Source organism: Epibacterium sp. Ofav1-8, from assembly GCF_022348185.1.
In the GTDB taxonomy this organism is placed as follows: domain Bacteria; phylum Pseudomonadota; class Alphaproteobacteria; order Rhodobacterales; family Rhodobacteraceae; genus Epibacterium.
This window is the reverse complement of record NZ_JAKRFD010000022.1, coordinates 1-26,498: the sequence shown is the minus strand read 5'-3', so window position 1 is coordinate 26,498 and position 26,498 is coordinate 1. Positions and strand designations below refer to the sequence as shown.

Below are 26,498 nucleotides of genomic sequence, written 5' to 3'. Positions count from 1 at the left end.
CCGTGACATCCTGGTTCAGACGATAACTCGCGCCCACCTCATCGCCGTTGCGATCATACCGCTGCGCCCAGATCCCGGTACCGGCCCCATCGCCGCCGGACCACACCAGCAAACGGCCACCGTCCGGTTCAGGAAGCGTAACCGAGGACGGGCTGAAAGCGGAAGATTGCTCTAGAACTGCGGTCATAAAAATCTCCATTAAAATCTCAGAACATCTACGAAGCAAATTATGAAATTTCAATAAAAATAGGAGATTGGCTGCTGCTACCCTATTCCCGGAGGCACCTTTGAGCATAAGCGCCCTCCAGATGATCCAAGGCGCGAAATGTGAACGCAGTACGTCCGAATTCAGCAACGGGTTAGCCCGAGGTTAGGGGCAGGACTTATTGATCAGGTTCTAATCTGCTGATTCATTGCTCGAAAAGCGAGCGGTGACATGAACAATCTCTTTTGGCCTACGGACGCGCATGTGCCGCGCCTGAAACCTTTCTTTCCGAAGTCCCATGGCAATCCCCGTGTCGATGATCGGCGCGACCTATCTCAAGACCCATCGCACGGTGACGATCCTGCGGGCTAAAGTTCAGAGGATCAGAAAACGATCCGGGGGACTGTTTTACCGACGGACGGGCGTGGACGTCTGGTCGGTCGGACTAAGGGCGGTATGAACACCAAGTTGTATGCCACCCGTGACAGTCAAGGACGGTCGATCAATCCCTTCGTCACCGCACGATCAGTCAATGAGTCTAGACCCTAGAGCGTTGTTCTTTGGTTGGAAAAGCTTCCCTAACGCGTTGATATTATTGCGATGAGGAATCTAGTTTTTTGAAAGATTGTTTTTTAATTTCAGAGTATTAATTCGGCCTCCAAAACCGTAGGTCGCGGGTTCGAACCCTGCTGCCCCTGCCAGTATCCTCCCGCACAAAAGCCTTTTCAACGTTTGGCCAAGGCCCCGTTTGCGGGGGCGGCGCAAGTACCTGCGGTCTCTGACGCATTGGTGAGGCGTTTCTTCGTGCTCTCGGCCCATGTCTGGGCTACGTACACCCTAGGGGTAGCAGAGCTGTACTGGTGCTTGTCACAGAAAAACAGCGCGAAGAAGAAGAATAGGGACGACCCGATGGCAACAGCCAGTCAGATCGTCCCGTACAGCCGATTTGGTTGTCTTGTGCCGGCAGCTTGCCTCTCGGAGCGGATGGCGTGCCGGGGTGGTCGGGTGTGCCTAAGGCGGGTCTGATGCCGCCGGGGCGATCACTTCGAGCAGGTCGCCCGGCTGACACTCCAGCGCAGCGCACAGCTTGGCGAGGGTTTCAAAGCGAATCCCTTTGACGCGGCCAGACTTCAGAAGGCTCAGGTTCTGTTCGGTGATGCCGATCTCCTTGGCCAGTTCGCGCCCTCTGACCTTGCGCTGCGCCATCACGACATCCAGCCTGACGATGACTTCCATCAGACAAACGCTTTGTTTTCTTCTGCGGCGCTTGCGGCCTCATGCATGGCCCAGCCGATCACCATCAATACGCCGGCGACAAAGAAGAAGTTGAGATCCTCCGTTCCAAATCCCAGCGCCAGCACGCGTTCGCCCGGCGGTGCGGACCAGCTCATCAACGCGGTGACGAGCGGCTGGAGCAGGATGCGGGAAGTGGCCATGCACAGCAGGGCCAGGCCGCTTTTCTTGATCAGCGTGGCGCAATTGGCGGTCAGGACTTCGCGCTCCATGTAGCAGCGAAACAGCCTGCGCAGCAGCAGGATCGCCCAAATGGCAAAGCCGGTTGGTATGAGGCTGACGGCGAAGCCCAGCCAGAACACTGGTCCGACCACGATTACCCCGGCGGGAACCTGAAAACTTGTCAGTTCGACGGTGTCGGGGTCGGTGGCAAAGAGAAAGCCGATGACAATGACCGTGACGACGATGCAGATGACAAAGAGCGTGGAGAGCAGGTGCAACCACCAGGACAAGCGGGACAGGCGATGTTCACCCATGTGAAACCTCATAGCGTTGTAGAAATGTGCTTATCGCATTTGGGCTGATTCTTATCGTTTTGCAATAAACAATTGCTGCTATGGGTGATCTTCTGACGTGCGGCATCATCTAAGCGCCTTGCCGCGCGGGTCAGGTGTTCGCGCAGCGGGCACCTGTCGCCCCGAGGGCAGGGAAGCGGAGTGAGCGGAGGATGGGGCGTTGCGACGCCGCGTTGCAGCAGCGCGTGAGCTGCGCTGCCGAGATGAGCCCGGTGGCGAGCCCCCGGGGCGCGGCGTGTGTGACGCGCAGGTCCATAGGGGATGCACCGGCGCGCCAGTTGCAGCGGAGTTATTCGGCGGCGATCACGGCGGATGCGGTCGCGCTGTGCGCATGGTCGTTCGCAAGCAGCGTCAGATGTGTCGGCGCTTCGCCGGTCCGCCAGCGTTCGAAGGCCGCGTCGAAGGCGGCTTCCAGATGGCGGGCGTAGCCTGCGCTGTCAAACAAGGGCGCCTTGCGGCGGTTCACCATCAGCTTGCTGCGCAGGGACAGCAGATGCTCCGGATCCTTTGCAAGCGCAGATGCCCGGGCTTCGTAATCGGCCTCGCTGTCCGCGATCAGTTCCGGCAGGTTGGCCGCGCTGACGAGGCTGGCGCCGACCCTTGCGGCAAACTGGCGCCCGGGCAGGGTGAGCACCGGCAGGCCGGCCCAGAGCGCGTCACTACAGGTTGTGTGGGCATTGACCGTAAAGGTGTCGAGAAAGAGATCTGCCACCTTCTGCCGCGCCAGATGCTCATCCTGGGCCATGCGTTCGGCAAAAATCAGTCGCGCGGGATCGACGCCACGGGCGGCAGCCTCGCGGCGCAGATTGGCTTCTGATGTCGGACCACTGGAGAGCAACCACAGGACGCTGCCCTCGACCTGACTCAGCAGGCGCATCCAGACGTCGTACTCGCGCGGGGTGACCTTGTAGCTGTTGTTGAAGCAGCAGAAGATGAAACCTTCTTCGGGCAGGCCGCAATCCGCGCGGGTGAACTGGCGCGGCGCGATGTGGCGCTGGTCGTCATTGGGTTGATAGCTGTGGGGCAGGCGGATCAGATGTTCTTCGAAATGACGCTCGCTGCCCGGGGGGCTGACCACATTGTCGGTGATCACATAGTCGATCGCGGGGGTGCCCAGAGAGCCGGGATAGCCGAGGTAGGAGATCTGAACCGGCGCCAGCCGTTCGGCAAAGAGGGGCGCGCGGGTGCCACCGGTGAACCCCTTGAGGTCGATGGCAATGTCCAGCTGCTGCTCACGGGCGAGGGCAACCAGGTCCTGATCTGACAGGCCAGAAACCTCATGGAAGTGTTCGACACTGGTGCGGGCCAGCGCCTGCTGGCTGTCGTCGCGCTCCGGCCCGTAGGAAAACGCGTGGATCTCAAAGCGGGAGCGGTCGTGTTCGCGCAAAAGACCAGCCATCAGATACATGGTCGCGTGGCTGTGGAAATCGGCGGAGAAATAGCCGATGCGCAGTCGGGGCGGCCGGATCGAGGGGCGCTCCCGGTCCGGGGGCGCGGGCAGGCGGGCGCAATAGATCGGGCTGGCGTAGGCCTGCGTGCGCAGGCGCAGCAGGTCCGGGTTGTCTTCCAAGGCCAGGGCGGTGAAGGGCGACACCGGACTGCCGCGCAATCCCAGGTGGCGGCGATGGGTCTGATAGTCGTCCACCCAGCTGAAATCGTTCAGCATCGCCGTGACAAAGAGCTTGTAGGCCCGGGCGCGGTCATCCTCGGGATTGGCCTCCAGGAGGATATCAAACTGTGCCGCCGCCGCCTCGTAGGCGCGGTCGAGATAGAGCATCTGGCCGAGGTTGTAGCGCGCTTCGAGCAGCCCCGGGGCGCGTTCCAGCGCCTCCTCATAGAGTTTGCGTGCGATTTCGGTCTCGCCCAGATGCCGTTTGGCATTGGCCAGATTGTAGCGCAGAATCGCGTTGTCGGGGGCCCGGCGAACCGCGGCTTCCAGCAGGGGCGCTGCCTCGTCGATGCGTCCGCAGGCGGTCAGGAAATTGGCAAAGTTGTTCAGCGTCATGACGTGGTTGGCGTCGAGGTTGAGCGCCATGCGGAAATGGGTCTCCGCGTCTGCGGTGCGATTCTGCTGCACATACACATCCGCCATGCCCAGATAGGCGTCGGGCTGGCGCGGCGCCAGTTCACGGGCGCGGTTGAGGCAGGTCAGCGCATCGTTCAACGCCCGGCGGCGCAGGTGGCACAGGCCTTGCAGTGTCCACAGGAAGGCAGAGTCGCGATAGGCGGTCAGCAGTTTGGCGCAGGCGGCACTGGTATCGTCGTATTGCCCGGCGTCATAAACGATGGAGAGATTGCGGGCCAGCTCCGCGGGCAGCGGGTCGGCCTCCGGATCGGGGTGCAGTTGGATGGGGGGCGGGGTGGTCGGTCTGTGGGGGGCTTCTTGCGAAGCGGTCTGGGACAGGAGGTCAGCGTTCTGCAGAGCGGGTGCTAGGGTCATGGAGTCCAATCTCGTGTTCGCGCACTATGTCCCCGGTCGGACCTGTCTAGGGACAGGAAGGCGGTTCTGCCTGCCGGTGCTGAAACTGTCGTCCCAAACAATTAAGATTGAATTGACCTCAACCGACCTGCATTCCCGGCACGGGGCCTTGAATTTACCGGGCTGCTCGGTTACATCGCGCTCCAGTCGACAAGAGAGAGTGTGAGAGCCCGATGGCCACCATCAATCCCGTACAGTTCATCCAGCAGGTGCGCGCCGAAGTCAGCAAGGTTGTCTGGCCGACCCGCCGCGAGGTTCTGCTGACCACGGTCATGGTGTTCATCATGGCGGCGCTGACTGCTGTGTTCTTTGCGCTGGTGGACCTGTTGATCCGCACCGGGCTGAACGGCATTCTCGGGATGTTCGGCTAAGGAGCCTGACCGAGTGTGCGATGGCGTTCCTTGCGCCGTTGCCTCTTGATCTTGCCCGCGCACAGGGATAGGTCAGCCGATACTGGATGAGGCGTGCGGCGATTCGCACGCCGATTTTTGTTGGACCGCAGCCAAAGGCTGCACGGAGATACGCGGCAAGGCCCGCAGGGAACAAGAAGGACGAGCAGGTTCATGGCGAAACGGTGGTATTCGGTCAGCGTTCTTTCGAACTTCGAAAAGAAAATCGCAGAACAGATTCGCACCGCGGTCGTGGAGCAGGGTCTTGAGGACGAGATCGACGAGGTTCTGGTTCCCACCGAGGAAGTGATCGAAATTCGTCGGGGCAAGAAAGTCTCGACCGAGCGCCGCTTCATGCCGGGCTACGTGCTGGTGCATATGGAGATGTCCGATCAGGGCTATCACCTGATTTCCTCCATCAACCGCGTCACCGGTTTCCTCGGCCCGCAGGGCCGTCCGATGCCGATGCGTGACGCCGAAGTGCAGGGCATCCTGGGCCGCGTCGAAGAAGGTGTCGAGGCACCGCGCACGCTGATCTCTTTCGAGGTGGGCGAGAAGGTCAAGGTCAACGACGGCCCGTTCGAGGATTTCGACGGTATGGTCGAGGGCGTCGACGACGAGAACCAGAAGCTCAAGGTTACCGTGTCGATCTTTGGGCGCGAAACCCCGGTGGAGCTGGACTTCACACAGGTCACCAAGCAGGCCTGATCGCCGCGAGTATCGGCGCGCTATCCTTAATTCCCATTGGGAACCTGACGATCGGCCCCTAGAGTGGGGCCGATTTTGTTTTGTCCCATTGGAGGCCCGCGCCCATGAAACTGCTCGTCGTGTCGACGAATGCTGCCCTGACCATGGGCGGGGAGGCGATGAAGGCGCTGCAATACATGCAGCAGCTGCTGGCGGATGGGCGCGATGCCACGCTGATTACCCACGAACGCTGCCGCGACGCCCTTGCCGGAGAACTGCCGGCGGATCGGGTGATCTATGTGCGTGACAGCACCCTGATGAAGGCCTGTTGGCGCACGCCGGGGCTGGCGCGATTTGTGAACAGTTTTTTTCATCTCGAGGTCGCCCGGATCTGCCGCGGCTTTGATCCCGCTGAGGTGGTGATCCACTACCTGTGCCCGATTTCCCCGGTGGAGCAGCGCTTTCCTCCAAAGGGCTACCGCTATGTGATCGGGCCGCTGTCGGGCAATATCTTCTATCCTCCGGGGTTCCGGCATCTTGCCGGGCGCGGATTGCGGATGCAGCAGCGCGTCTATCGGCCGCTGCAAAAAGCGCTGGCACTGGTGTCGCGACAGTTTGCCCGCGCGGATCGGGTGCTGGTCTCGGGTTATGACCGCACGCGCGAGGCGCTGGGCTGGGCCGGTTGTCCCGAAGGGCGCATGCTGGATGTCTGGGACGCCGGGCTTAGCGATGACCTCCTTGCGCGCTCGCGCATGCGCCCGGCCGACAATCCCGCGCATTTTGTCTGGATTGGCCGCATGGTGCCTTACAAGGGCGCGGATCTCGCCATTTGCGCCCTGTCGCAAGCACCGCAGGAGGCGCGTCTGACGCTATACGGTGATGGGCCGCAACGCACAGAGCTGGAGGCGCTGGTGCGCGATCTCGGCCTTTCTGGGCGGGTGACATTTGCGGGCTGGCTTGCGCATGAGGATCTGTCGCAGGCGCTGAGCCAATACCGCGCGCTCTTGTTCCCGAGCCTCAAGGAAGCAAACGGCATCATCGTGCAGGAATGCATGGCCATCGGCCTGCCGGTGGTCCCCTTGCGTTGGGGCGGCCCCCTTGGGCTGGCCACGGAGGAGGAGGCGCTGTTTGTCGAGGCAGGGGGCGAAGCGCAGGTCGTGCGGGATCTGGCCGCGGCGGTCACGCAACTGACGCAGCACCCAGAGCGGGCGGAGGCCCTGTCGAAAGCGGCGCGGATCAAGGCGGAGACCGAGTTTCCATGGTCTCAGGTGGCGCAGAGCTGGTACGCCGCGGCGCTGGCGGCGCATGCCAAGGCCGCGCCCGATCCTGGCAGCACGGCCGAGCATGCAGCAAAGCGCCGCGCCGGGGGTTGATTCCCGCAGCAATGGGGCGTATCAGCCGCCAATCCGCCCGGTTCCTCAACCGGGTGTGATTCTTGTGGGAGGCCCCGACGTCGCGACGCACGGGGTCGGACCACGCAACGCAAAAGAGCTGACGGGCGCGCCCGGAGGCTGTTGAAAAGGAGACAACCAGATGGCTAAGAAGCTTGCTGGTACGATGAAACTGCAGGTTCCTGCAGGTCAGGCAAACCCGTCCCCGCCGGTTGGTCCGGCGCTGGGTCAGCGCGGCATCAACATCATGGAGTTCTGCAAGGCGTTCAACGCCAAGACGCAGGAAATGGAGCCCGGTGCGCCGTGCCCGACCGTGATCACCTACTATCAGGACAAGTCCTTCACCATGGACATCAAGACGCCGCCCGCGTCTTACTACCTGAAGAAGGCTGCGAAGATTAAATCCGGCGCGAACAACCCGAGCCGTGAGACCGCAGGCACCGTCACTGCCGCTCAGGTGAAAGAGATCGCCGAAGCGAAGATGAAAGATCTGAACGCGAACGACATCGACGCCGCGATGCAGATCATCCTGGGCTCCGCCCGCTCCATGGGCATCGAGGTGAAGTAAGATGGCAAAGCTCGGTAAACGTACCCGCGCAGCGCGCGAAGCCTTCGCTGGCAAATCGAACCTCACCGTCGAGGAAGCCGTCGCACTGGTGAAGGCAAACGCCAACACCAAATTCGACGAGACCGTCGAAATCGCGATGAACCTCGGTGTTGACACCCGTCACGCAGACCAGATGGTTCGCGGCGTTGTTGGCCTGCCCAACGGCACCGGCAAAACCATGCGTGTTGCCGTGTTCGCACGTGGCCCCAAAGCAGAAGAAGCTCAGGCCGCTGGCGCAGACATCGTTGGCGCAGAAGACCTGATGGAAACCATCCAGGGCGGCACCATCGAATTTGACCGCTGCATCGCAACCCCGGACATGATGCCCGTCGTCGGCCGTCTGGGTAAGATCCTCGGCCCGCGCAACCTGATGCCGAACCCCAAGGTCGGCACCGTGACCATGGACGTGAAAGCGGCCGTGGAAGCAGCCAAGGGTGGCGAAGTCCAGTTCAAAGCTGAAAAAGGCGGCGTTGTGCACGCCGGTGTTGGCAAAGCATCCTTCGACGAAGCCAAGCTGGTCGAAAACGTGCGTGCCTTCATCTCTGCCGTGTCCAAGGCAAAGCCCTCGGGCGCCAAAGGCACCTACATGAAGAAAATCGCTCTGTCCTCCACCATGGGCCCGGGCGTGACTGTTGACGTGGAAGGCGCGGTTTCCGAGTAATCGGACCCCCTCCATGACCGAAAAGAAAGGCGGCGCTGCGGTGCCGCCTTTTTTTGTCCACGATCGCGGGCTAAGCACATGTAGATCGTGGCCGCTGGCGCGGGCACCAGGGATGGCAGAAAGCCGGGAGCAATGGGGAAGACGCGGGAATTGGCAGAGAGCATGATGCCGGTCTGGCGGGTCGGGGCGATCATGAATGAACCCCTTGCTGAGGTGCTGAAGTTCTGCGCTTGGTACCTCGCGCAGGGCGCCGATGAGCTGGTCATCTGTTTCGACGATCCGCAGGACCCGGCGCTGGAGGTGCTGTCGCCGCATCCCCGCATCCGCTGCATCCCCTGCACGCCAGCGTTTTGGGCGCAGCTCGGGCTGTCGCCCTCGGAGACCTTCGTCACCCGCCAGAATGCGGCCCTGACCTGGGTCTATCGGCAGTATGCGGACGGCTGGCTGCTGAATGTGGATGCGGATGAATTCCTTTTTGTGGACGGGGGCTCGGTTGCATCGGTGTTGGCGGCGGTGCCGGCGGGCAAGATCTCTGTGCGTGTGCGCACGGCGGAGCGGGTCTTGGTCGAAGGGGAGGATGCGCCGCTGCATTTTCGCCTGCCGATGGGGCGCGCGGTGCGACGCGCGGTCTATGGCGAGGATGCCCCCTTGTTCGGGCCGCGGCGCGAGGGGCTGGTGGGGCATTCGCACGGAAAATCTCTGGTGCGCTGTGGGATCAACGGCCTGACTCTGCGCCAGCATTGGCCCCGCGGATTGCGCCCGGGTGGTGCCGACGAGGTGGTGTTGAAGCCCGAGCATGATGCCTACCTGCTCCATATGATCGGGGCAGACTATGACGTCTGGCGTCAGAAGCTTGACTGGCGTTCTGGTTCGCGCGGATTTACGGACGGGCTGACTGAACGGGTCGCATCGGCGCTGGCATGCAGCGCTCCGGATGAGGCGCTGCGGGATTTGCATTCTCGTATTCACTGTTCGACGTCTGATCGCCTGAAGCGTATGGAGGCGCATGGGGTGCTCCTGACGTTGAACATGAATATAGATGCAGCCATGCAGCAGCACTTTGGGGTGTCGCTTGCGGATCTGGGCGCATTGGGGGCGAAGCTTTAGGCGCGGCGTGATGCTGGGAGGGTAAAACATGACAACATGGTCGGTGGTCGCGATCCTCAGAGAGCCTTGGCCGGTGCTGGAGCGTTTCATCGCGTGGCATCTCGCGGCGGGAGCAGAGCGCATGCATCTTGTGTTCGACGATCCGGATGATCCGGCCATCCCGCGATTGGCGGGGATCCCCGCGCTGGATATTCACCCTGCGACGGAGGCCTTCTGGCAGGCGTGCGGCATTGGCAAAGCGGAGCATTTCACCCGGCGTCAGAACAATGCGATGCGCTACCTCTATCAGCGGGCAACGAGCGACTGGGTTGTGAACCTTGACGGGGATGAGCTGGTCTATTGCCGCGAGGGTCGCTTGTCAGATCTGCTCGCCCGGCAACCGGCGGATGTCCGCAGCATCCTGATGGGGGTGGCAGAGCATGTGAGGCGCGACGACGCCGCAGCGGCCTGCGATCAGTTCCGGCTCCCCATGTGGCCTGGTCTGTCGCGGCGCATCTACCGGGAGTTCTCTTGTTACATGGAGCCGAACCGGGGGCTGATCGGGCACACAGTGGGCAAAAGTGTCGTCCGAACGGGTCTCCCCTCCAAACGGTTTCATCCGCACTGGCTGGTCGGCGAGGATGGCAAGCGGATCGTCGACCAGAAAATCACTGCAGAAGACGGCGTTGGTATCCTCCATTACTATGGCGACGATTATGATGTCTGGCGCCGCAAGCTTGACTATCGTGTCGGTGCGCAGGCCCGCAACCGACGCAACGAGATACTCAAGGCGCTGCAGGGGTTCTTGGAGGCCGGGGATGAAGAGGGGCTTCGCGACTTCTACATGCGGATGCATTATCTCAATGCCCGTCAGGTGAATTTGCTGGCCTCCCGCGGCCGCTTGTTGGAGGTGGACACCGCGTATCCGCCGCTTTCTGAGCTTGCCTTGGCCTAAGTGCGTGGCATCCGTGCGGTGCCGTTCCGTCCAATTAAGGGGTTGGAAATCCGTGTTGGCAGGACTATAGAACTCCCACGGTGCAAAGCGTGCGATTCGTCGCGCGCTTTGTGCCTTTTCGTCCAAGATGGTGGGTGGCCGGTCGATCAGGCCTTAATTTCCCTCCTGAGACGGGTAAGACCAATGATAGATCGAGAGTTTCCTACTCTCGGGCGACTTTGGCTGAAACCCCGTAAAACGGACTTGACCGCCGTGCCTCTCGGGGTGCGGCAGAAAATGAGCCGGGGCATCTGCCCCTAACTTGGAGAGAACTGTGGATAGAGCCCAGAAAGAGAAAGTGGTCGAGGAACTCGGCCAGATCTTCGAAAGCTCTGGCGTGGTGGTCGTTGCCCACTACACCGGTCTGACAGTTGCCGAGATGCAGGACCTTCGCGCACGTGCTCGTGACGCGGGTGGCTCCGTGCGTGTTGCCAAAAACAGGCTCGCCAAAATCGCCCTCGAGGGTAAGCCGTGTGAAAGCATGTCTGACCTGCTGACAGGGATGACCGTTCTGACCTATTCCGAGGACCCCGTGGCAGCAGCCAAGGTGGCCGAGGACTTCGCCAAGGATAACAAGAAGTTTGAGATCCTCGGCGGTGCAATGGGCGAGAACGCTCTGGACCGTGCAGGCGTTGAAGCCGTGTCGAAAATGCCCTCCCGTGATGAGCTCATTGCTCAGATCACAGGCATGCTCGGCGCACCCGCTTCCAACATCGCCGGCGCGATTGGCGCACCTGCAAGCAACATCGCAAGCATCCTTTCGACCATCGAAGAGAAGGCGGAAGCTGCGTAAGCGGTTGGCACTTATTGACTGGCGTAGGGTGAACTCACCCACGTTGGAACACACATCTGTAAACGGAAAGAGCTGATAAAATGGCTGATCTGAAAGCACTCGCGGAAAGCATCGTTGGTCTGACCCTGCTGGAAGCACAAGAACTGAAAACCATCCTCAAAGACGAGTACGGCATCGAGCCCGCAGCTGGCGGCGCTGTTGTGATGGCGGGCCCGGCAGGCGGCGAAGCTGCTGCTGAGGAAGAGAAGACCGAATTCGACGTCGTTCTGAAGAACGCCGGCGCGTCCAAAATCAACGTCATCAAAGAAGTCCGCGGCATCACCGGCCTGGGCCTCAAAGAAGCCAAAGAGCTCGTTGAAGCCGGCGGCAAGATCAAAGAAGGCGTGGACAAAGCCGAAGCCGAAGACATCAAAGGCAAGCTGGAAGCAGCTGGCGCCGAAGTCGAGCTGGCCTAAGCACCGCGATAGAGGACATTCGGGCTGGATTTCCGATCAGGATATCTGCTCTATAGGCCTCACATCATTTGGCTGGATCCGGGGAAACCCGGGTCCGGCTGAACCTGTCTCAGAAAGGGGCCTTTTTCACCTGACCCGGGTGGGCCCTTTTTTCAGGCGAGGTTCGCTGGATCGGGAGGTCGCCATTCGGGACGGTGGCCATGAATTGATCCAGACCACGCTGTCTCTGACGGACGAGGTGCCGGGGCCCGGCGGCATCCTTGTGTGTTGAGAACTCTGAAAGGTGACATCTGACATGGCTCAAACGTTCCTTGGCCAGAAACGTCTTCGCAAATATTACGGCAAGATCCGCGAAGTGCTGGACATGCCGAACCTCATCGAGGTCCAGAAATCTTCCTACGATCTTTTCCTGCGCTCCGGTGATGAACCTCAGCCGCTTGACGGCGAGGGCATCAAAGGGGTGTTCCAATCGGTTTTCCCGATCAAGGATTTCAACGAAACCTCCGTTCTGGAGTTCGTGAGCTACGCGCTTGAGCGTCCCAAATACGACGTTGACGAATGCATGCAGCGCGACATGACCTATTCGGCCCCGCTGAAGGTCACCCTGCGTCTGATCGTGTTTGATGTCGACGAGGACACCGGCGCAAAATCGGTAAAAGACATCAAGGAACAGGATGTCTTTATGGGCGATATGCCCCTGATGACCCCGAACGGGACGTTCATCGTGAACGGCACCGAACGTGTGATCGTGTCCCAGATGCACCGCTCACCGGGTGTGTTCTTCGACCACGACAAGGGCAAGACTCACTCTTCCGGTAAACTGCTGTTTGCCTGCCGCATCATCCCGTATCGCGGCTCCTGGCTCGATTTCGAATTCGACGCCAAAGACATCGTCTTTGCCCGCATCGACCGTCGCCGCAAACTGCCGGTGACCACGCTTCTCTATGCGCTGGGTCTCGACCAGGAAGGCATCATGGATGCCTATTACAACACCGTCGACTTCAAGCTTGAGAAGTCGCGCGGCTGGGTCACCCCCTTCTTCCCCGAGCGTGTGCGCGGCACCCGCCCGACCTATGACCTCGTGGATGCCGCCACCGGCGAAATCATCTGCGAAGCGGGCAAGAAAGTGACCCCGCGCGCGGTCAAGAAGATGATCGACGAAGGCACCATCACCGAGCTTCTGGTGCCCTTCGAGCATATCGTTGGCAAATATGTCGCCAAGGACATCATCAACGAGGAAAACGGCGCCATCTACGTCGAGGCCGGCGATGAGCTGACCCTCGAGTTTGACAAGGACGGCGACATCATCGGCGGTACCGTCAAGGAACTGCTGGATGCGGGTATCACCGACATTCCGGTTCTGGACATCGACAACGTCAACGTCGGCCCCTACATGCGCAACACCATGGCGCAGGACAAGAACATGTCCCGCGAAACCGCGCTGATGGACATCTACCGCGTGATGCGTCCGGGCGAGCCGCCCACCGTCGAAGCGGCCTCGGCGCTGTTTGACACCCTGTTCTTCGACAGCGAGCGTTATGACCTCTCTGCCGTTGGCCGCGTGAAGATGAACATGCGTCTGGCTCTGGATGCCGAAGACACCCAGCGGACCCTGCGCAAAGAAGACATCGTCGCCTGCATCAAGGCGCTGGTGGAGCTGCGCGACGGCAAGGGCGACATCGACGACATCGACCACCTCGGCAACCGTCGTGTGCGCTCCGTTGGCGAACTGATGGAGAACCAGTACCGCGTTGGTCTCTTGCGCATGGAGCGCGCGATCAAAGAGCGTATGTCCTCCGTCGAGATCGACACCGTGATGCCGCAGGACCTGATCAACGCCAAGCCCGCTGCCGCGGCTGTGCGTGAATTCTTCGGCTCCTCGCAGCTGTCGCAGTTCATGGACCAGACCAACCCGCTGTCGGAAGTCACCCACAAACGCCGTCTCTCGGCGCTTGGCCCCGGTGGTCTGACCCGCGAACGTGCCGGCTTTGAGGTGCGCGACGTTCACCCGACCCACTATGGTCGGATGTGCCCGATTGAAACGCCGGAAGGTCCGAACATTGGTCTGATCAACTCCCTGGCGACCTTTGCCCGGGTGAACAAATACGGCTTCATCGAGACCCCGTATCGGGTGGTGAAAGAAGGACAAGTGACCGATGAGGTTCACTACATGTCCGCCACCGAGGAAATGCGTCACACCGTGGCGCAGGCGAACGCCAACCTTGATGACGACAACCGCTTTGTGAACGACCTCGTGTCCACCCGTCAGTCGGGTGATTACACGCTGGCCCCGAACGAGAGCGTTGACCTGATCGACGTGTCGCCGAAACAGTTGGTATCGGTTGCGGCCTCGCTCATTCCGTTCCTGGAAAACGACGACGCCAACCGCGCTCTGATGGGTTCGAACATGCAACGTCAGGCGGTTCCGCTGCTGCGCGCCGAGGCGCCGCTGGTCGGCACCGGTATCGAGGAAATCGTGGCGCGCGACTCTGGCGCGGCGATCATGGCGAAACGCGCAGGCGTGATCGACCAGATCGACGCTCAGCGTATCGTGATCCGTGCCACCTCCGATCTGGAGCTGGGCGACGCAGGCGTGGACATCTACCGCATGCGCAAATTCCAGCGCTCGAACCAGAACACCTGCATCAACCAGCGTCCGCTGGTGAAAGTGGGTCAGACGGTCGAGAAGGGCGAAGTGATCGCAGATGGTCCCTCCACCGATATGGGTGAACTGGCCCTCGGTAAAAACGTGGTTGTCGCGTTTATGCCGTGGAACGGTTACAACTATGAGGACTCCATCCTGATCTCCGAGCGTATCGCGCGTGACGACGTCTTCACCTCGATCCATATCGAGGAATTCGAAGTCGCCGCCCGTGACACCAAGCTTGGGCCGGAAGAGATCACCCGCGATATCCCGAACGTCGGTGAGGAAGCCCTGCGCAACCTCGACGAGGCGGGCATCGTCTACATCGGTGCCGATGTGGAGCCGGGCGATATCCTCGTGGGTAAGATTACACCGAAGGGCGAAAGCCCGATGACGCCGGAAGAAAAACTGCTGCGCGCCATCTTTGGTGAGAAAGCCTCCGACGTGCGCGACACCTCGCTGCGCGTGAAGCCGGGCGACTACGGTACCGTTGTTGAGGTGCGTGTCTTCAACCGCCACGGCGTTGAAAAAGACGAACGTGCGCTGCAGATTGAGCGTGAAGAAGTCGAACGTCTGGCCCGTGACCGGGACGACGAGCTCGGCATTCTGGACCGCAACATCTACGCCCGTCTGCGTGACCTTCTGCTCGGTAAGACTGCCGTCAAAGGCCCCAAAGGCGTGCGCGGCAACACCGTCATCGACGAGGATCTGCTGGACAACCAGCTGACCCGTGGTCAGTGGTGGATGCTTGCTCTGGAAGAAGAGCAGGACGCCCAGATCCTTGAGGCTCTGAACGAGCAGTACGAAGCACAAAAACGTGCTCTGGACGCCCGTTTCGAGGACAAGGTCGAGAAAGTCCGTCGCGGCGACGATCTGCCCCCGGGTGTGATGAAGATGGTCAAAGTCTTCATCGCCGTGAAGCGTAAGCTGCAGCCGGGCGACAAGATGGCCGGTCGTCACGGGAACAAAGGTGTTATCTCCCGCGTGGTGCCGATGGAGGACATGCCGTTCCTCGCAGATGGTACCCCGGTGGACTTCTGCCTTAACCCGCTCGGCGTGCCGTCGCGTATGAACGTTGGTCAGATCCTTGAAACCCACATGGGTTGGGCCGCACGCGGTCTGGGTCTGAAAATCGACGATGCACTGCAGGACTATCGCCGCACTGGCGATCTGACCCCTGTGCGTGATGCGATGCGCGACGCCTATGGTGAGAACGTCTATGAGGAGGGCATCTCTTCCATGGACGAAACCCAGCTCATCGAGGCCGCAGGCAACGTCACCCGTGGTGTTCCGATCGCAACGCCGGTCTTTGACGGTGCGAAAGAAGATGACGTCAACGATGCGCTGGTGCGCGCGGGCTTTGACCAGTCCGGTCAGTCGATCCTGTTCGACGGCCGCACGGGTGAGCAGTTCGCACGTCCGGTGACCGTGGGCATCAAGTATCTCTTGAAGCTGCACCACCTGGTGGACGACAAAATCCACGCCCGTTCCACCGGTCCGTACTCGCTGGTTACCCAGCAGCCGCTCGGTGGTAAGGCGCAGTTCGGTGGTCAGCGCTTTGGTGAGATGGAGGTCTGGGCTCTGGAAGCTTACGGCGCCGCCTACACCCTGCAAGAGATGCTCACCGTGAAGTCGGATGACGTCGCTGGCCGGACCAAGGTCTATGAGTCGATCGTCAAGGGCGAGGACAACTTTGAAGCGGGCGTCCCGGAATCGTTCAACGTTCTGGTGAAAGAAGTCCGTGGCCTCGGCCTGAACATGGAACTCCTGGATGCGGAGGTTGAGGAGTGAGGGGGCTTCCCCTCACCCCACGTCCCCCCTTCCGCAAGATTTGAGGTATCAAAATGAACCAGGAAATCACCAATAACCCGTTCAACCCGCTGACCCCGCCGAAGGTCTTTGACGAGATCAAGGTGTCGCTGGCCAGCCCGGAACGGATTCTCTCGTGGTCCTACGGCGAGATCAAAAAGCCGGAAACCATCAACTACCGTACGTTCAAGCCCGAGCGTGACGGCCTGTTCTGTGCGCGTATCTTTGGCCCAATCAAAGACTACGAATGTCTCTGCGGCAAATATAAGCGCATGAAGTATCGCGGCGTTGTCTGCGAGAAATGTGGTGTTGAAGTTACCCTTCAGAAAGTGCGCCGCGAGCGTATGGGCCACATCGAACTGGCGGCACCCGTTGCGCATATCTGGTTCCTGAAGTCGCTTCCGTCCCGGATCGGCCTCATGCTGGACATGACCCTGCGTGATCTGGAACGCGTTCTCTACTTCGAAAACTACGTTGTCATCGAGCCGGGTCTCACCGACCTGCAATACGGCCAGATGATGACCGAAGAAGAGTACATGGACGCGCAAGACGCCTATGGCATGGACGCTTTCACCGCCAATATCGGTGCTGAAGCGATCCGCGAAATGCTGGCGGCGATCGATCTCGAGGCAGAAGCCGAGCACCTGCGCGCCGAACTGGCCGAGGCCACCGGCGAACTGAAGCCCAAGAAGATCATCAAGCGTCTGAAAGTCGTGGAATCCTTCCTCGAGTCGGGCAACCGCCCTGAGTGGATGATCATGACCGTGATCCCGGTCATCCCGCCGGAACTGCGTCCGCTGGTTCCGCTGGATGGCGGCCGTTTTGCGACCTCCGACCTCAACGACCTCTATCGTCGTGTGATCAACCGGAACAACCGTCTGAAGCGTCTGATCGAGCTGCGCGCACCTGACATCATCGTCCGCAACGAAAAGCGGATGCTGCAGGAATCCGTTGATGCTCTGTTCGACAACGGCCGTCGCGGTCGCGTCATCACCGGTGCCAACAAGCGCCCGCTGAAGTCGCTCTCCGACATGCTGAAGGGTAAGCAGGGTCGCTTCCGTCAGAACCTTCTGGGTAAACGCGTCGACTTCTCCGGTCGTTCGGTCATTGTGACCGGCCCCGAGCTGAAGCTGCACCAGTGTGGCTTGCCCAAGAAGATGGCGCTCGAACTCTTCAAGCCCTTCATCTACTCGCGTCTGGAGGCCAAAGGTCTGTCCTCCACTGTGAAGCAGGCGAAGAAGCTCGTTGAAAAAGAGCGTCCCGAAGTTTGGGATATCCTCGACGAGGTGATCCGCGAGCATCCGGTGATGCTGAACCGCGCTCCGACGCTGCACCGTCTTGGTATTCAGGCGTTCGAACCCACGCTGATCGAAGGTAAAGCGATCCAGCTGCACCCGCTGGTCTGCTCGGCGTTCAACGCGGACTTCGATGGTGACCAGATGGCTGTGCACGTCCCGCTGAGCCTTGAGGCCCAGTTGGAAGCGCGCGTCCTGATGATGTCCACGAACAACGTTCTGTCGCCTGCAAACGGCGCGCCGATCATCGTTCCCTCGCAGGATATGATCTTGGGCCTTTACTACCTCACGCTGGAGCGTGAAGGCATGAAGGGCGAGGGCAAGATCTTTGGCAACCTCAACGAAGTTCAGCACGCGCTGGACGCTGGCGAGGTGCATCTGCACTCCAAGGTCACCGTGCGGGTTCCGCAGATCGACGAAGAGGGCAACGAGGTCTTCCAACGGTTCGAGACCACACCGGGCCGCGCCCGTCTTGGTGCGCTGCTGCCGAAAAACGCCAAGGCACCGTTTGAACTGGTCAACCGTCTGCTGCGCAAGCGCGAAGTCCAGCAGGTCATCGACACCGTCTACCGTTACTGCGGTCAGAAAGAGTCCGTGATCTTCTGTGACCAGATCATGACCATGGGCTTCCGCGAGGCGTTCAAGGCGGGTATCTCGTTCGGCAAGGACGACATGGTGATCCCCGATACCAAGTGGACCATCGTCGACGACACCCGCGATCAGGTGAAAGACTTTGAACAGCAGTACATGGACGGCCTGATCACTCAGGGCGAAAAGTACAACAAGGTTGTCGATGCCTGGTCGAAGTGTAACGACAAGCTGACCGAAGCCATGATGTCCACCATTTCGGCGGTCAAGAAGGCGGAAGATGGCTCCGACATGGAACCGAACTCGGTCTACATGATGGCCCACTCCGGTGCGCGTGGCTCTGTGACGCAGATGCGTCAGCTGGGCGGGATGCGCGGCCTGATGGCAAAGCCGAACGGCGACATCATCGAGACTCCGGTTATCTCGAACTTTAAAGAAGGTCTGACCGTTCTGGAGTACTTCAACTCCACCCACGGTGCCCGTAAGGGTCTGTCGGATACCGCTCTGAAGACGGCGAACTCCGGTTACCTGACCCGTCGTCTGGTGGACGTGGCGCAGGACTGCATCGTGCGCGAGCACGACTGTGGCACCGAGCGTGCGATCACGGCGGAAACCGCGGTCAACGACGGTGAAGTTGTGGCCTCCCTTGGTGAGCGTGTGCTGGGTCGTGTGGCGGCAGATGATGTCAAGCGTCCGGGCACCGAAGAAATCCTCGTTGCCGCAGGTCAGCTCATCGACGAGCGTATGGCCGACGCCATCGAGGACGCTGGCGTTCAGTCCATGCGCATCCGCAGCCCGCTGACCTGTGAAAGCGAAGAGGGCGTCTGCGCCATGTGCTATGGCCGTGACCTTGCGCGCGGTACCATGGTCAACTCCGGTGAGGCCGTCGGCATCATCGCGGCGCAGTCGATCGGTGAACCCGGTACCCAGCTGACGATGCGGACCTTCCACATCGGCGGCGTGGCTCAGGGTGGTCAGCAGTCCTTCCTCGAGGCGTCCCAGGAGGGCAAGATCGTGTTCGAGAACACGAACACGCTCACCAACGTCAACGGCGAAGTGCTGACCGTCGGTCGGAACATGAAACTGATCATCCAGGACGAGCACGGTGAAGAACGCTCCAGCCACAAACTGGGCTACGGCACCAAGCTGTTCGTCAAGGAAGGTCAGGACGTCAAACGCGGCGACAAGCTGTTCGAGTGGGACCCCTACACCCTGCCGATCATCGCCGAGAAGCCGGGTACCGCGAAATACGTGGACCTCGTGTCCGGTCTGGCCGTGCGCGAAGAAACCGACGATGCCACCGGCATGACCCAGAAGATCGTGATCGACTGGCGTGCGGCACCGAAGGGTTCTGACCTGAAGCCGGAAATCATCCTCGTGGATGCCGACGGTGAACCGGTCCGCAACGACCTGGGCAACCCGGTGACCTACCCGATGTCGGTGGATGCGATCCTGTCCTGCGAAGATGGCCAGAAGATCGAAACCGGTGACGTTGTCGCGCGTATCCCGCGTGAAGGTGCCAAGACCAAGGACATTACCGGTGGTCTGCCACGTGTGGCCGAACTGTTCGAAGCCCGTCGTCCGAAAGATCACGCGATCATCGCCGAAATCGATGGTTACGTGCGCTTTGGTCGCGACTACAAGAACAAGCGCCGCATCTCCATCGAGCCGGCAGATGAGTCCATGGAGGCCGTGGAATACATGGTGCCCAAGGGCAAGCACATCCCGGTGGTCGAAGGCGACTTCGTTCAGAAGGGCGACTACATCATGGACGGCAACCCGGCGCCGCATGACATCCTGTCCATCATGGGTGTCGAAGCGCTGGCGAACTACATGATCGACGAGGTCCAGGACGTCTATCGTCTGCAAGGTGTGAAGATCAACGACAAGCACATCGAGGTGATCGTTCGCCAGATGCTGCAAAAGTGGGAGATCTCCGACTCCGGCGAGACCACGCTCCTCAAGGGCGAACATGTGGACAAGCAGGAGTTCGACGCCGCCAACGAGAAGGCGCTCAGCCGTGGCAAGCGTCCGGCGCAGGGCGAGCCGATCCTTCTTGGCATCACCAAAGCGTCGCTGCAGACCCGCTCCTTCATCTCCGCGGCCTCCTTCCAGGAGACCACACGGGTCCTCACCGAGGCCTCCGTGCAGGGCAAGAAGGACAAGCTGGTCGGCCTCAAGGAGAACGTCATCGTGGGCCGCCTGATCCCGGCGGGTACCGGCGGTGCCACCCAGCAGGTGCGCCACATCGCATCCTCGCGCGACAATGTGGTCCTGGAGGCCCGTCGCGAAGAGGCCGAAGCGGCAGCAGCGCTTGCGGCACCGATGATGGACGAGGATGCGGCAGATGCGGATTTCCTGGTGGAAACCCCGGAAAGCCGCGACTGAGCCTGACCTCGTGTCACTGACTTGAGAAAGCCCCGCGTCCACCGTGACGCGGGGCTTTTTCGTTGCGCGCGCGGGGCCGGGCAGACGGTGCATCAAGACCCTTGGCAAGCGGCCGGGGGCGTGGTTTCTGTTGGAGGTCAAGGCCGGGGAGAGAGGCAACGCGATGGCGGCAACATTCAATATGGTGGGCGTGATCCGCTTTTCGCTCCTGACGCCGACCTTCAACGCTGATCGCTACCCGGATCTGGAGACCGCGGCCGAGGCCATCTTTGCGCCCGAGCGCATGGCACTGCGGCTGCATCTGTTCGAAAAGCTGTGCCTGCCATCCCTCGTGCGGCAGGGGGATGCTGAGTTTCACCTGGTGGTGGCGACCTCTGATCGCCTGCCGCAACCAGTATTGACGCGCCTACAGGCGTTGCTTGCGCCGTACGACCATATGCGGCTGTTGCAGTTTGCACCTGAGAACCACTTTCAGATCCTGAAAGAGGCCTATGCCGCAATACCGAAACAGGGCGAAAGCCACCGTATCCTGTTCCGTCTGGATGATGATGACGCATTGGATCGCGACTATGTGGCCCGCTGCAAGCGGCTGGCTGCGGGTCTGCTTCCGCTTCAGACAAGCGCCGAGACGCCCTTTGCCATGGCGTTCAATCGCGGCCTCTACCTGGTTCGCGAAGAGGGGCAGCCGCCCGTCGTGATGGACAGTTGCGAACGGGCGCCGCTCTCGGCGGGGACTGCGCTGGTGCGGCCTGTGTCGGGCAAGGGCAATCCCTATCGCTACAATCACCGCAAATTCGCGCAGCACTATCCGCTGTTTTCGGATATATCCGTGCCGTCCTTTATCCGCACGGTGCACGGGGACAACCATTCCACCCCGGCGATGATGGGGCTGACGGCGCGGCAGAGCGAGGCGGAAATCGATGCCGACCTGCACGCCCATTTCGGCCTCAGCCTCAGCGCGTTGAAAGCGATCTGACATGACAGGATCCCTGAGCCCGAACCAGAAAGGCGCGCTCCTGATGCTGGGCAGCATGGCCTTTTTCACCTTTAACGATACGCTGGTGAAACTGGTCGGTGAAACCGTTCCCTTGTGGCAGATCGTAACCATCCGCGGCGTGCTGGCGAGCCTGCTGCTCGCCGGGCTGGCGCGCGCGATGGGGGCGCTGCGGTTCGATTTTTCCCGCCGCGACTGGGCGCTGGTCCTGGCCCGCTGCGCAACCGAAATGGCGGCGACCTACTTCTTTCTGTCGGCGCTGCTGCAACTGCCGCTGGCGAATGTGACGGCGGTGCTTCAGATCCTGCCCCTCACGGTCACGCTCTGTGCGGCGCTGTTTCTGGGGGAAAGCGTCGGCTGGCGCCGCAGCCTGGCGATCGGCGTCGGCTTTGTCGGGATGTTGCTGATCGTACGGCCCGGAGGGGCGGATTTCGGCCCCGCGACGATCTATGCGCTGCTGGCGGTGGCGGTGCTGACCCTGCGCGACCTGGTCACGCGCAAGATGTCGCCCGCGGTGCCATCGCTGACCGTGACCTTTCTGGCGGCCTTTTCCGTGATGCTGTTTGGTATCGGGCTGGGGGTGGGAGAAAGCTGGCAACCGGTGGGGTTGAGAGAGTGGGGCCTGCTCTGCGCCACGGCGGTCCTGATCCTGCTGGCCTATCTATCGGCGGTGATGACCATCCGCGTGGGCGAGGTCTCGGCGGTGGCGCCGCTGCGCTATACGGGGCTGGTCTGGGCGCTGCTGCTGGGGTGGGTGGTCTTTGGCGAGTTCCCCTCGGGTCTCACGCTCCTTGGCGCCGGCATCGTGGTGGCGGCGGGCCTGTTCACGCTGCTGCGCGAACGTCAGGTGGCCGAGAACACCTGACGCACCTCGGCCTCAGATATGGCAAACCGGGCCTCGAACCCTGCGGCCTGTTCGGGGGTGAGCGGCGTCACGGGGATGGGTTTCACGGGTTTCTGCCGGGAGTCGTTCGAGGAATGCAGCCCGCGCACAAACATCGGCGCGTCCGACAGGGTAATGGTGGGCATGAACCGCAGGATCTTTTCATGGGCAAAGTTCATGATGGTCACCTTGTCGCCGCCGCGCACATACATGCCAAGCCCGGCGACATAATAGGGGCGATGGATCTCTGACGCGGCGATCCCGTCGGCGCCGAACTCCGCAGCGTAGCCCATGTTGAAATCCACCGCCACGCTGCGGTGACGGGCCACCAGCCCGGGGCAATCCGAAATGGTGCCGCGCAGGCGTTCGATGAAATCGACCGAGACCGCGTCATCATCATCATGGCGAAATTGCAGGCAGGGCGCGTCGGGGTCGCGGCGGGCCGCGTTCAGGATGTCCTTCATGACGGCGCGCTGGCGCCGGGGCGGATGTGTCTCGATGCGGACCTGCGGCATTCCCGCCACGAGATCCCGCAGGCGCGCCTGGTGGTGGGCGGGCAGGCTGTCGCCGATGACGACGATGAGATCGAAATCGGGATCGGTCTGCGCCCGCAGGCAGGGCAGGGCGACCGTCTCGAACAGGCGAAAGCGCTCTTCCAGCCGGGCCTCGGCATAAAGAAAGGCAATGCGGTCCGCAATGCTGTCGTGCTCCACCTGAAAACCGCCGATGGCGGGGTAGGAAAACCGGCACAGACCAATGACTTGCATTCCTGACAATTCCTGTGAATAAAACGCTGCTCGTCCGCCTGCGACTATGCCGGGGCAACCGGTGCCGAGCAAGGCCCGCCCGCCGGGCCACGTGTTGACATCCCTCGCGACTCTCAATATACGCGCGCTATCCGGCTCAGGGGAGAAGTCCCTCCTACGCCGATATCATATCTGTAGTGGCTCAAGGTCAGGGCACTTTTACCACCCCGACCCTCTGTAAACCCACCGCGACGTTCACCTCGGAATGGGAACGTTTGCGGTTTTTGCGTTTGCGTATGTGGCAGATGCAGATGAATTCGCCGCACGTCTCCGGGCATTCCGGTCCGCGTGCATGACATAGTGTTGCAAAACGGGGAACCAACCGGAATGCCAACGATCCAACAGCTGATCCGCAAGCCGCGTCAGCCGAAAGTAAAACGCTCCAAATCCATGCACCTGGAGCAGTGCCCGCAGAAGCGCGGCGTCTGCACCCGCGTCTACACCACCACGCCGAAGAAACCGAACTCCGCGATGCGGAAAGTTGCGAAGGTCCGCCTGACCAACGGTTTCGAAGTGATCTCCTACATTCCGGGTGAAAGCCACAACCTTCAGGAACACTCCGTGGTTCTGATCCGTGGCGGTCGTGTAAAAGACCTTCCGGGTGTCCGTTACCACATCCTGCGTGGTGTTCTGGATACCCAGGGTGTCAAAGACCGTAAGCAGCGTCGCTCCAAGTACGGCGCGAAGCGTCCTAAGTAAGAAGAAGGATAAGCATAGATGTCCCGTCGTCACGCTGCTGAAAAACGCGAAGTTCTGCCCGACGCCAAGTTCGGTGACCGCGTTCTCACCAAATTCATGAACAACCTGATGATCGATGGTAAGAAATCGGTCGCAGAGAGCATCGTTTACAACGCCTTCGACCGCGTTGAAGCGAAAATCAAGCGCGCGCCCGTGGAAGTGTTCCACGAGGCCCTCGACAACGTGAAACCCTCCGTCGAGGTCCGTTCGCGTCGTGTGGGTGGTGCAACCTACCAGGTTCCCGTTGAAGTCCGCCCCGAGCGTCGTGAAGCGCTGGCGATCCGCTGGCTGATCACCGCTGCGCGTGGTCGCAACGAGAACACAATGGAAGAACGCCTCGCCGGTGAACTCCTCGACGCTGTACAAAGCCGGGGTACTGCCGTTAAGAAGCGCGAAGACACGCACAAGATGGCTGAGGCAAACAAAGCCTTCTCGCACTATCGCTGGTAACTCTTTAGAGGCTCATCCAAATGGCACGCGACTATCCGCTAGACCGCTACCGTAACTTCGGTATCATGGCGCACATCGATGCAGGTAAAACCACCTGCTCTGAGCGCATCCTGTTTTACACCGGCAAATCCCACAACATCGGTGAGGTGCACGATGGTGCAGCCACCATGGACTGGATGGAGCAGGAGCAGGAACGCGGCATCACCATCACCTCGGCTGCGACCACCACCTTCTGGGAACGCACCGAGGACGGTAAGACTGCCGACACCGAAAAGCACCGTCTGAACATCATCGACACCCCCGGCCACGTTGACTTCACCATTGAAGTTGAGCGCTCGCTGGCGGTTCTCGATGGTGCTGTCTGCGTGCTTGACGCCAACGCCGGCGTTGAACCCCAGACCGAAACCGTGTGGCGTCAGGCTGACCGCTACAAGGTTCCGCGCATCGTGTTCGTCAACAAGATGGACAAGATCGGCGCTGACTTCTTCAACTGCGTCAACATGATCGAAGACCGCACCGGCGCCCGCGCCGTTCCCGTCGGTATTCCGATCGGCGCCGAGAACGAGCTGGAAGGCCTCGTCGACCTCGTCACCATGAAAGAATGGGTGTGGCGCGGCGAAGACCTCGGCGCGTCCTGGTACCAGGAAGATATCCGCGACTCCCTCAAGGAGATGGCGGACGAATGGCGCGGCAAGATGATCGAAGCGGCCGTCGAAATGGACGACGACGCGATGATGGCCTACCTCGAAGGCGAAGAGCCCGACGTTCCGACCCTGCGCAAACTGCTGCGCAAAGGGACCCTGGACATGGCCTTCGTTCCGGTTCTGGGCGGTTCCGCGTTCAAGAACAAAGGTGTGCAGCCGCTGCTGAACGCCGTGATCGACTATCTGCCGAGCCCGCTCGACGTTGTTGATTACATGGGCTTTAAGCCGGGCGACGAAACCGAGACCCGCGACATCCCGCGTCGTGCAGACGACTCGATGCCGTTTGCCGGTCTGGCGTTCAAAATCATGAACGACCCCTTCGTCGGCTCCCTGACCTTCACCCGGATCTACTCCGGCGTGATGAACAAGGGCGACTCGATCCTGAACTCCACCAAAGGTAAGAAAGAGCGCATCGGTCGTATGATGATGATGCACTCCAACAACCGCGAGGAGATCGAAGAAGCGTTTGCAGGCGACATCATCGCGCTGGCGGGTCTGAAGGACACCACCACCGGTGACACCCTCTGCGACGCCAAGGAGCCGGTGGTTCTGGAAACCATGACCTTCCCGGATCCGGTGATCGAGATCGCAGTGGAGCCCAAAACCAAGGGCGACCAGGAGAAAATGTCCCAGGGTCTGGCCCGTCTGGCCGCCGAAGACCCGTCCTTCCGCGTGGAGACCGACCTCGAGTCCGGTCAGACCATCATGAAGGGCATGGGCGAACTTCACCTGGACATCCTGGTGGACCGTCTGAAGCGCGAGTTCAAAGTCGAAGCCAACATCGGTGCCCCGCAGGTTGCCTACCGCGAGACCATTGGTCACGAGGTCGAGCACACCTACACCCACAAGAAACAGTCGGGTGGTTCGGGTCAGTTCGCTGAGGTGAAGATGATCATCTCGCCGACAGAAGCTGGTGAAGGCTATTCCTTCGAGTCCCGCATCGTTGGTGGTGCCGTTCCGAAAGAATACATCCCCGGTGTGGAAAAGGGTATCACCTCGGTCATGGACAGCGGCCCGCTCGCTGGCTTCCCCGTGATCGACTTCAAGGTGGCCCTGATCGACGGTAAGTTCCACGACGTGGACTCCAGCGTTCTGGCGTTCGAGATCGCAGCCCGTATGTGTATGCGTGAAGGCATGCGCAAGGCTGGCGCGAAACTGCTCGAGCCGATCATGAAAGTCGAAGTGATCACCCCGGAAGAATACACCGGCGGTATCATCGGCGATCTGACCTCCCGTCGCGGCCAGGTGTCCGGCCAGGAGCCGCGCGGCAACGCGATTGCGATCGACGCAAACGTGCCGCTGGCGAACATGTTTGGCTACATCAACACCCTGCGCTCCATGTCCTCGGGCCGCGCGCAGTTCACGATGCAGTTCTCTCACTACGATCCGGTCCCGCAGAACATCTCTGACGAGATCCAGGCGAAATACGCGTAAGCGTGACGATTTGGGGGAGTGCCGGGGGCGGCGCTCCCTCCCAAAGCTAAAAGGAGGCCATCATGGCTAAGGAAAAGTTTGAACGTAATAAACCGCACGTCAACATCGGCACCGTTGGCCACGTTGACCACGGTAAAACCACGCTGACCGCAGCAATCACCAAATACTTCGGCGACTTCCGCGCCTACGACCAGATCGACGGCGCACCGG

General features: G+C 60.9%; 22 protein-coding genes and 2 pseudogenes. 19 read left to right on the top strand and 5 right to left on the bottom strand.

The genetic code is table 11. The features are described 5' to 3' along the window. Positions 1–187 (bottom strand): hypothetical protein (locus tag MHM97_RS22395; RefSeq protein ID WP_239325819.1); only part of this gene is annotated, 187 nt, incomplete at its 3' end. Between the two features lie 249 nt (positions 188–436). Between MHM97_RS22395 and MHM97_RS22960 the strand changes: the two are divergent. Both MHM97_RS22960 and MHM97_RS22955 read left to right on the top strand, forming a co-directional pair. Next, positions 437–541 (top strand): annotated as a pseudogene (locus MHM97_RS22960) (IS5/IS1182 family transposase); the annotation flags it as partial. 81 nt (positions 542–622) lie between these two features. Next, positions 623–742: pseudogene (locus MHM97_RS22955) on the top strand (IS5/IS1182 family transposase); the annotation flags it as partial. A gap of 474 nt (positions 743–1,216) precedes the next feature. On the opposite strand, the gene MHM97_RS22385 reads toward MHM97_RS22955, so the two are convergent. The 3 genes from MHM97_RS22385 to MHM97_RS22375 all read right to left on the bottom strand — a co-directional run bounded on the left by MHM97_RS22385 (position 1,217) and on the right by MHM97_RS22375 (position 4,453). Beyond that, positions 1,217–1,441 carry a helix-turn-helix domain-containing protein gene (locus MHM97_RS22385; protein ID WP_239325817.1) on the bottom strand — a complete coding sequence of 75 codons (225 nt, stop codon included), beginning with the start codon at positions 1,439–1,441 and terminating at the stop codon, positions 1,217–1,219. Further along, positions 1,441–1,974 carry a hypothetical protein gene (locus MHM97_RS22380; protein WP_239325815.1) on the bottom strand — a complete coding sequence of 178 codons (534 nt, stop codon included), beginning with the start codon at positions 1,972–1,974 and terminating at the stop codon, positions 1,441–1,443. The genes MHM97_RS22385 and MHM97_RS22380 overlap by 1 nt, the downstream gene beginning before the upstream one ends. Before the next feature lie 328 nt (positions 1,975–2,302). Next, entirely contained in the window at positions 2,303–4,453 is a 2,151-nt protein-coding gene (locus tag MHM97_RS22375; protein WP_239325813.1) for an O-linked N-acetylglucosamine transferase, SPINDLY family protein, read from the bottom strand. 212 nt (positions 4,454–4,665) lie between these two features. Between MHM97_RS22375 and secE the strand changes: the two genes are divergently transcribed. The 13 genes from secE (at position 4,666) to MHM97_RS22310 (ending at position 22,138) form a co-directional block, all read left to right on the top strand. Then, on the top strand, positions 4,666–4,863 hold the full coding sequence (gene secE / locus MHM97_RS22370; protein ID WP_239325811.1) for a preprotein translocase subunit SecE: 198 nt from the start codon (positions 4,666–4,668) through the stop codon (positions 4,861–4,863). Between the two features lie 192 nt (positions 4,864–5,055). Beyond that, entirely contained in the window at positions 5,056–5,589 is a 534-nt protein-coding gene (gene nusG, locus MHM97_RS22365) for a transcription termination/antitermination protein NusG (RefSeq protein WP_114961806.1), read from the top strand. A gap of 104 nt (positions 5,590–5,693) precedes the next feature. Next, the gene (locus MHM97_RS22360; protein WP_239325809.1) at positions 5,694–6,941 is read left to right on the top strand and encodes a glycosyltransferase family 4 protein; all 1,248 of its coding nucleotides are present in this window, start codon (positions 5,694–5,696) and stop codon (positions 6,939–6,941) included. A 160-nt stretch (positions 6,942–7,101) separates the two neighbouring features. Continuing rightward, positions 7,102–7,527, top strand: coding sequence for a 50S ribosomal protein L11 (gene rplK, locus MHM97_RS22355; protein WP_239325807.1), 426 nt, complete (start codon positions 7,102–7,104; stop codon positions 7,525–7,527). Position 7,528: 1 nt separating this feature from the next. Then, positions 7,529–8,227, top strand: a complete 699-nt coding sequence (gene rplA, locus MHM97_RS22350; protein ID WP_239325805.1) for a 50S ribosomal protein L1 — start codon at positions 7,529–7,531, stop codon at positions 8,225–8,227. A 132-nt stretch (positions 8,228–8,359) separates the two neighbouring features. Beyond that, the gene (locus MHM97_RS22345) at positions 8,360–9,334 is read left to right on the top strand and encodes a glycosyltransferase family 2 protein (RefSeq protein ID WP_239325803.1); all 975 of its coding nucleotides are present in this window, start codon (positions 8,360–8,362) and stop codon (positions 9,332–9,334) included. A gap of 28 nt (positions 9,335–9,362) precedes the next feature. Beyond that, entirely contained in the window at positions 9,363–10,268 is a 906-nt protein-coding gene (locus tag MHM97_RS22340) for a glycosyltransferase family 2 protein (RefSeq protein WP_255730162.1), read from the top strand. A gap of 313 nt (positions 10,269–10,581) precedes the next feature. Continuing rightward, positions 10,582–11,100 carry a 50S ribosomal protein L10 gene (gene rplJ / locus MHM97_RS22335; protein ID WP_239325799.1) on the top strand — a complete coding sequence of 173 codons (519 nt, stop codon included), beginning with the start codon at positions 10,582–10,584 and terminating at the stop codon, positions 11,098–11,100. A gap of 80 nt (positions 11,101–11,180) precedes the next feature. Next, entirely contained in the window at positions 11,181–11,555 is a 375-nt protein-coding gene (gene rplL / locus MHM97_RS22330) for a 50S ribosomal protein L7/L12 (protein ID WP_239325797.1), read from the top strand. Between the two features lie 295 nt (positions 11,556–11,850). Continuing rightward, positions 11,851–15,990, top strand: a complete 4,140-nt coding sequence (gene rpoB / locus MHM97_RS22325; protein WP_239325795.1) for a DNA-directed RNA polymerase subunit beta — start codon at positions 11,851–11,853, stop codon at positions 15,988–15,990. A gap of 53 nt (positions 15,991–16,043) precedes the next feature. Continuing rightward, complete coding sequence (gene rpoC, locus MHM97_RS22320) at positions 16,044–20,279, top strand: DNA-directed RNA polymerase subunit beta' (protein ID WP_239325793.1); 4,236 nt, start codon at positions 16,044–16,046, stop codon at positions 20,277–20,279. Positions 20,280–20,442: 163 nt separating this feature from the next. After that, complete coding sequence (locus MHM97_RS22315) at positions 20,443–21,255, top strand: glycosyltransferase (protein WP_239325791.1); 813 nt, start codon at positions 20,443–20,445, stop codon at positions 21,253–21,255. Between the two features lies 1 nt (position 21,256). Next, positions 21,257–22,138 carry a DMT family transporter gene (locus MHM97_RS22310; RefSeq protein ID WP_239325789.1) on the top strand — a complete coding sequence of 294 codons (882 nt, stop codon included), beginning with the start codon at positions 21,257–21,259 and terminating at the stop codon, positions 22,136–22,138. On the opposite strand, the gene MHM97_RS22305 is transcribed toward MHM97_RS22310, so the two are convergent. Next, positions 22,117–22,923: a putative rhamnosyl transferase gene (locus tag MHM97_RS22305; protein ID WP_239325786.1), complete on the bottom strand. Its 807-nt coding sequence runs from the start codon at positions 22,921–22,923 to the stop codon at positions 22,117–22,119. The two genes, MHM97_RS22310 and MHM97_RS22305, sit on opposite strands and share 22 nt — an antisense overlap. 366 nt (positions 22,924–23,289) lie before the next feature. On the opposite strand from MHM97_RS22305, the gene rpsL reads away from it, so the two are divergent. From rpsL to MHM97_RS22285, 4 genes are all read left to right on the top strand, one after another. After that, on the top strand, positions 23,290–23,661 hold the full coding sequence (gene rpsL, locus MHM97_RS22300; protein ID WP_005621086.1) for a 30S ribosomal protein S12: 372 nt from the start codon (positions 23,290–23,292) through the stop codon (positions 23,659–23,661). Positions 23,662–23,679: 18 nt separating this feature from the next. Beyond that, a complete protein-coding gene (rpsG, locus tag MHM97_RS22295; RefSeq protein ID WP_239325784.1) occupies positions 23,680–24,150 on the top strand; it encodes a 30S ribosomal protein S7 in 471 nt (156 codons plus the stop codon). Positions 24,151–24,170: 20 nt separating this feature from the next. Next, on the top strand, positions 24,171–26,288 hold the full coding sequence (gene fusA / locus MHM97_RS22290) for an elongation factor G (RefSeq protein WP_239325782.1): 2,118 nt from the start codon (positions 24,171–24,173) through the stop codon (positions 26,286–26,288). Between the two features lie 62 nt (positions 26,289–26,350). After that, positions 26,351–26,498 (top strand): GTP-binding protein (locus MHM97_RS22285; protein ID WP_239325821.1); only part of this gene is annotated, 148 nt, incomplete at its 3' end.

What these genes read in the sequence shown, in the direction of transcription:
- MHM97_RS22385 (WP_239325817.1), bottom strand. Translation starts at nt 1,441, where the DNA reads ATGGAAGTCATCGTCAGGCTGGATGTCGTGATGGCGCAGCGCAAGGTC.
- MHM97_RS22380 (WP_239325815.1), bottom strand. Translation starts at nt 1,974, where the DNA reads ATGGGTGAACATCGCCTGTCCCGCTTGTCCTGGTGGTTGCACCTGCTC.
- MHM97_RS22375 (WP_239325813.1), bottom strand. Translation starts at nt 4,453, where the DNA reads ATGACCCTAGCACCCGCTCTGCAGAACGCTGACCTCCTGTCCCAGACC.
- secE (WP_239325811.1), top strand. Translation starts at nt 4,666, where the DNA reads ATGGCCACCATCAATCCCGTACAGTTCATCCAGCAGGTGCGCGCCGAA.
- nusG (WP_114961806.1), top strand. Translation starts at nt 5,056, where the DNA reads ATGGCGAAACGGTGGTATTCGGTCAGCGTTCTTTCGAACTTCGAAAAG.
- MHM97_RS22360 (WP_239325809.1), top strand. Translation starts at nt 5,694, where the DNA reads ATGAAACTGCTCGTCGTGTCGACGAATGCTGCCCTGACCATGGGCGGG.
- rplK (WP_239325807.1), top strand. Translation starts at nt 7,102, where the DNA reads ATGGCTAAGAAGCTTGCTGGTACGATGAAACTGCAGGTTCCTGCAGGT.
- rplA (WP_239325805.1), top strand. Translation starts at nt 7,529, where the DNA reads ATGGCAAAGCTCGGTAAACGTACCCGCGCAGCGCGCGAAGCCTTCGCT.
- MHM97_RS22345 (WP_239325803.1), top strand. Translation starts at nt 8,360, where the DNA reads ATGGGGAAGACGCGGGAATTGGCAGAGAGCATGATGCCGGTCTGGCGG.
- MHM97_RS22340 (WP_255730162.1), top strand. Translation starts at nt 9,363, where the DNA reads ATGACAACATGGTCGGTGGTCGCGATCCTCAGAGAGCCTTGGCCGGTG.
- rplL (WP_239325797.1), top strand. Translation starts at nt 11,181, where the DNA reads ATGGCTGATCTGAAAGCACTCGCGGAAAGCATCGTTGGTCTGACCCTG.
- rpoB (WP_239325795.1), top strand. Translation starts at nt 11,851, where the DNA reads ATGGCTCAAACGTTCCTTGGCCAGAAACGTCTTCGCAAATATTACGGC.
- rpoC (WP_239325793.1), top strand. Translation starts at nt 16,044, where the DNA reads ATGAACCAGGAAATCACCAATAACCCGTTCAACCCGCTGACCCCGCCG.
- MHM97_RS22315 (WP_239325791.1), top strand. Translation starts at nt 20,443, where the DNA reads ATGGCGGCAACATTCAATATGGTGGGCGTGATCCGCTTTTCGCTCCTG.
- MHM97_RS22310 (WP_239325789.1), top strand. Translation starts at nt 21,257, where the DNA reads ATGACAGGATCCCTGAGCCCGAACCAGAAAGGCGCGCTCCTGATGCTG.
- MHM97_RS22305 (WP_239325786.1), bottom strand. Translation starts at nt 22,923, where the DNA reads ATGCAAGTCATTGGTCTGTGCCGGTTTTCCTACCCCGCCATCGGCGGT.
- rpsL (WP_005621086.1), top strand. Translation starts at nt 23,290, where the DNA reads ATGCCAACGATCCAACAGCTGATCCGCAAGCCGCGTCAGCCGAAAGTA.
- rpsG (WP_239325784.1), top strand. Translation starts at nt 23,680, where the DNA reads ATGTCCCGTCGTCACGCTGCTGAAAAACGCGAAGTTCTGCCCGACGCC.
- fusA (WP_239325782.1), top strand. Translation starts at nt 24,171, where the DNA reads ATGGCACGCGACTATCCGCTAGACCGCTACCGTAACTTCGGTATCATG.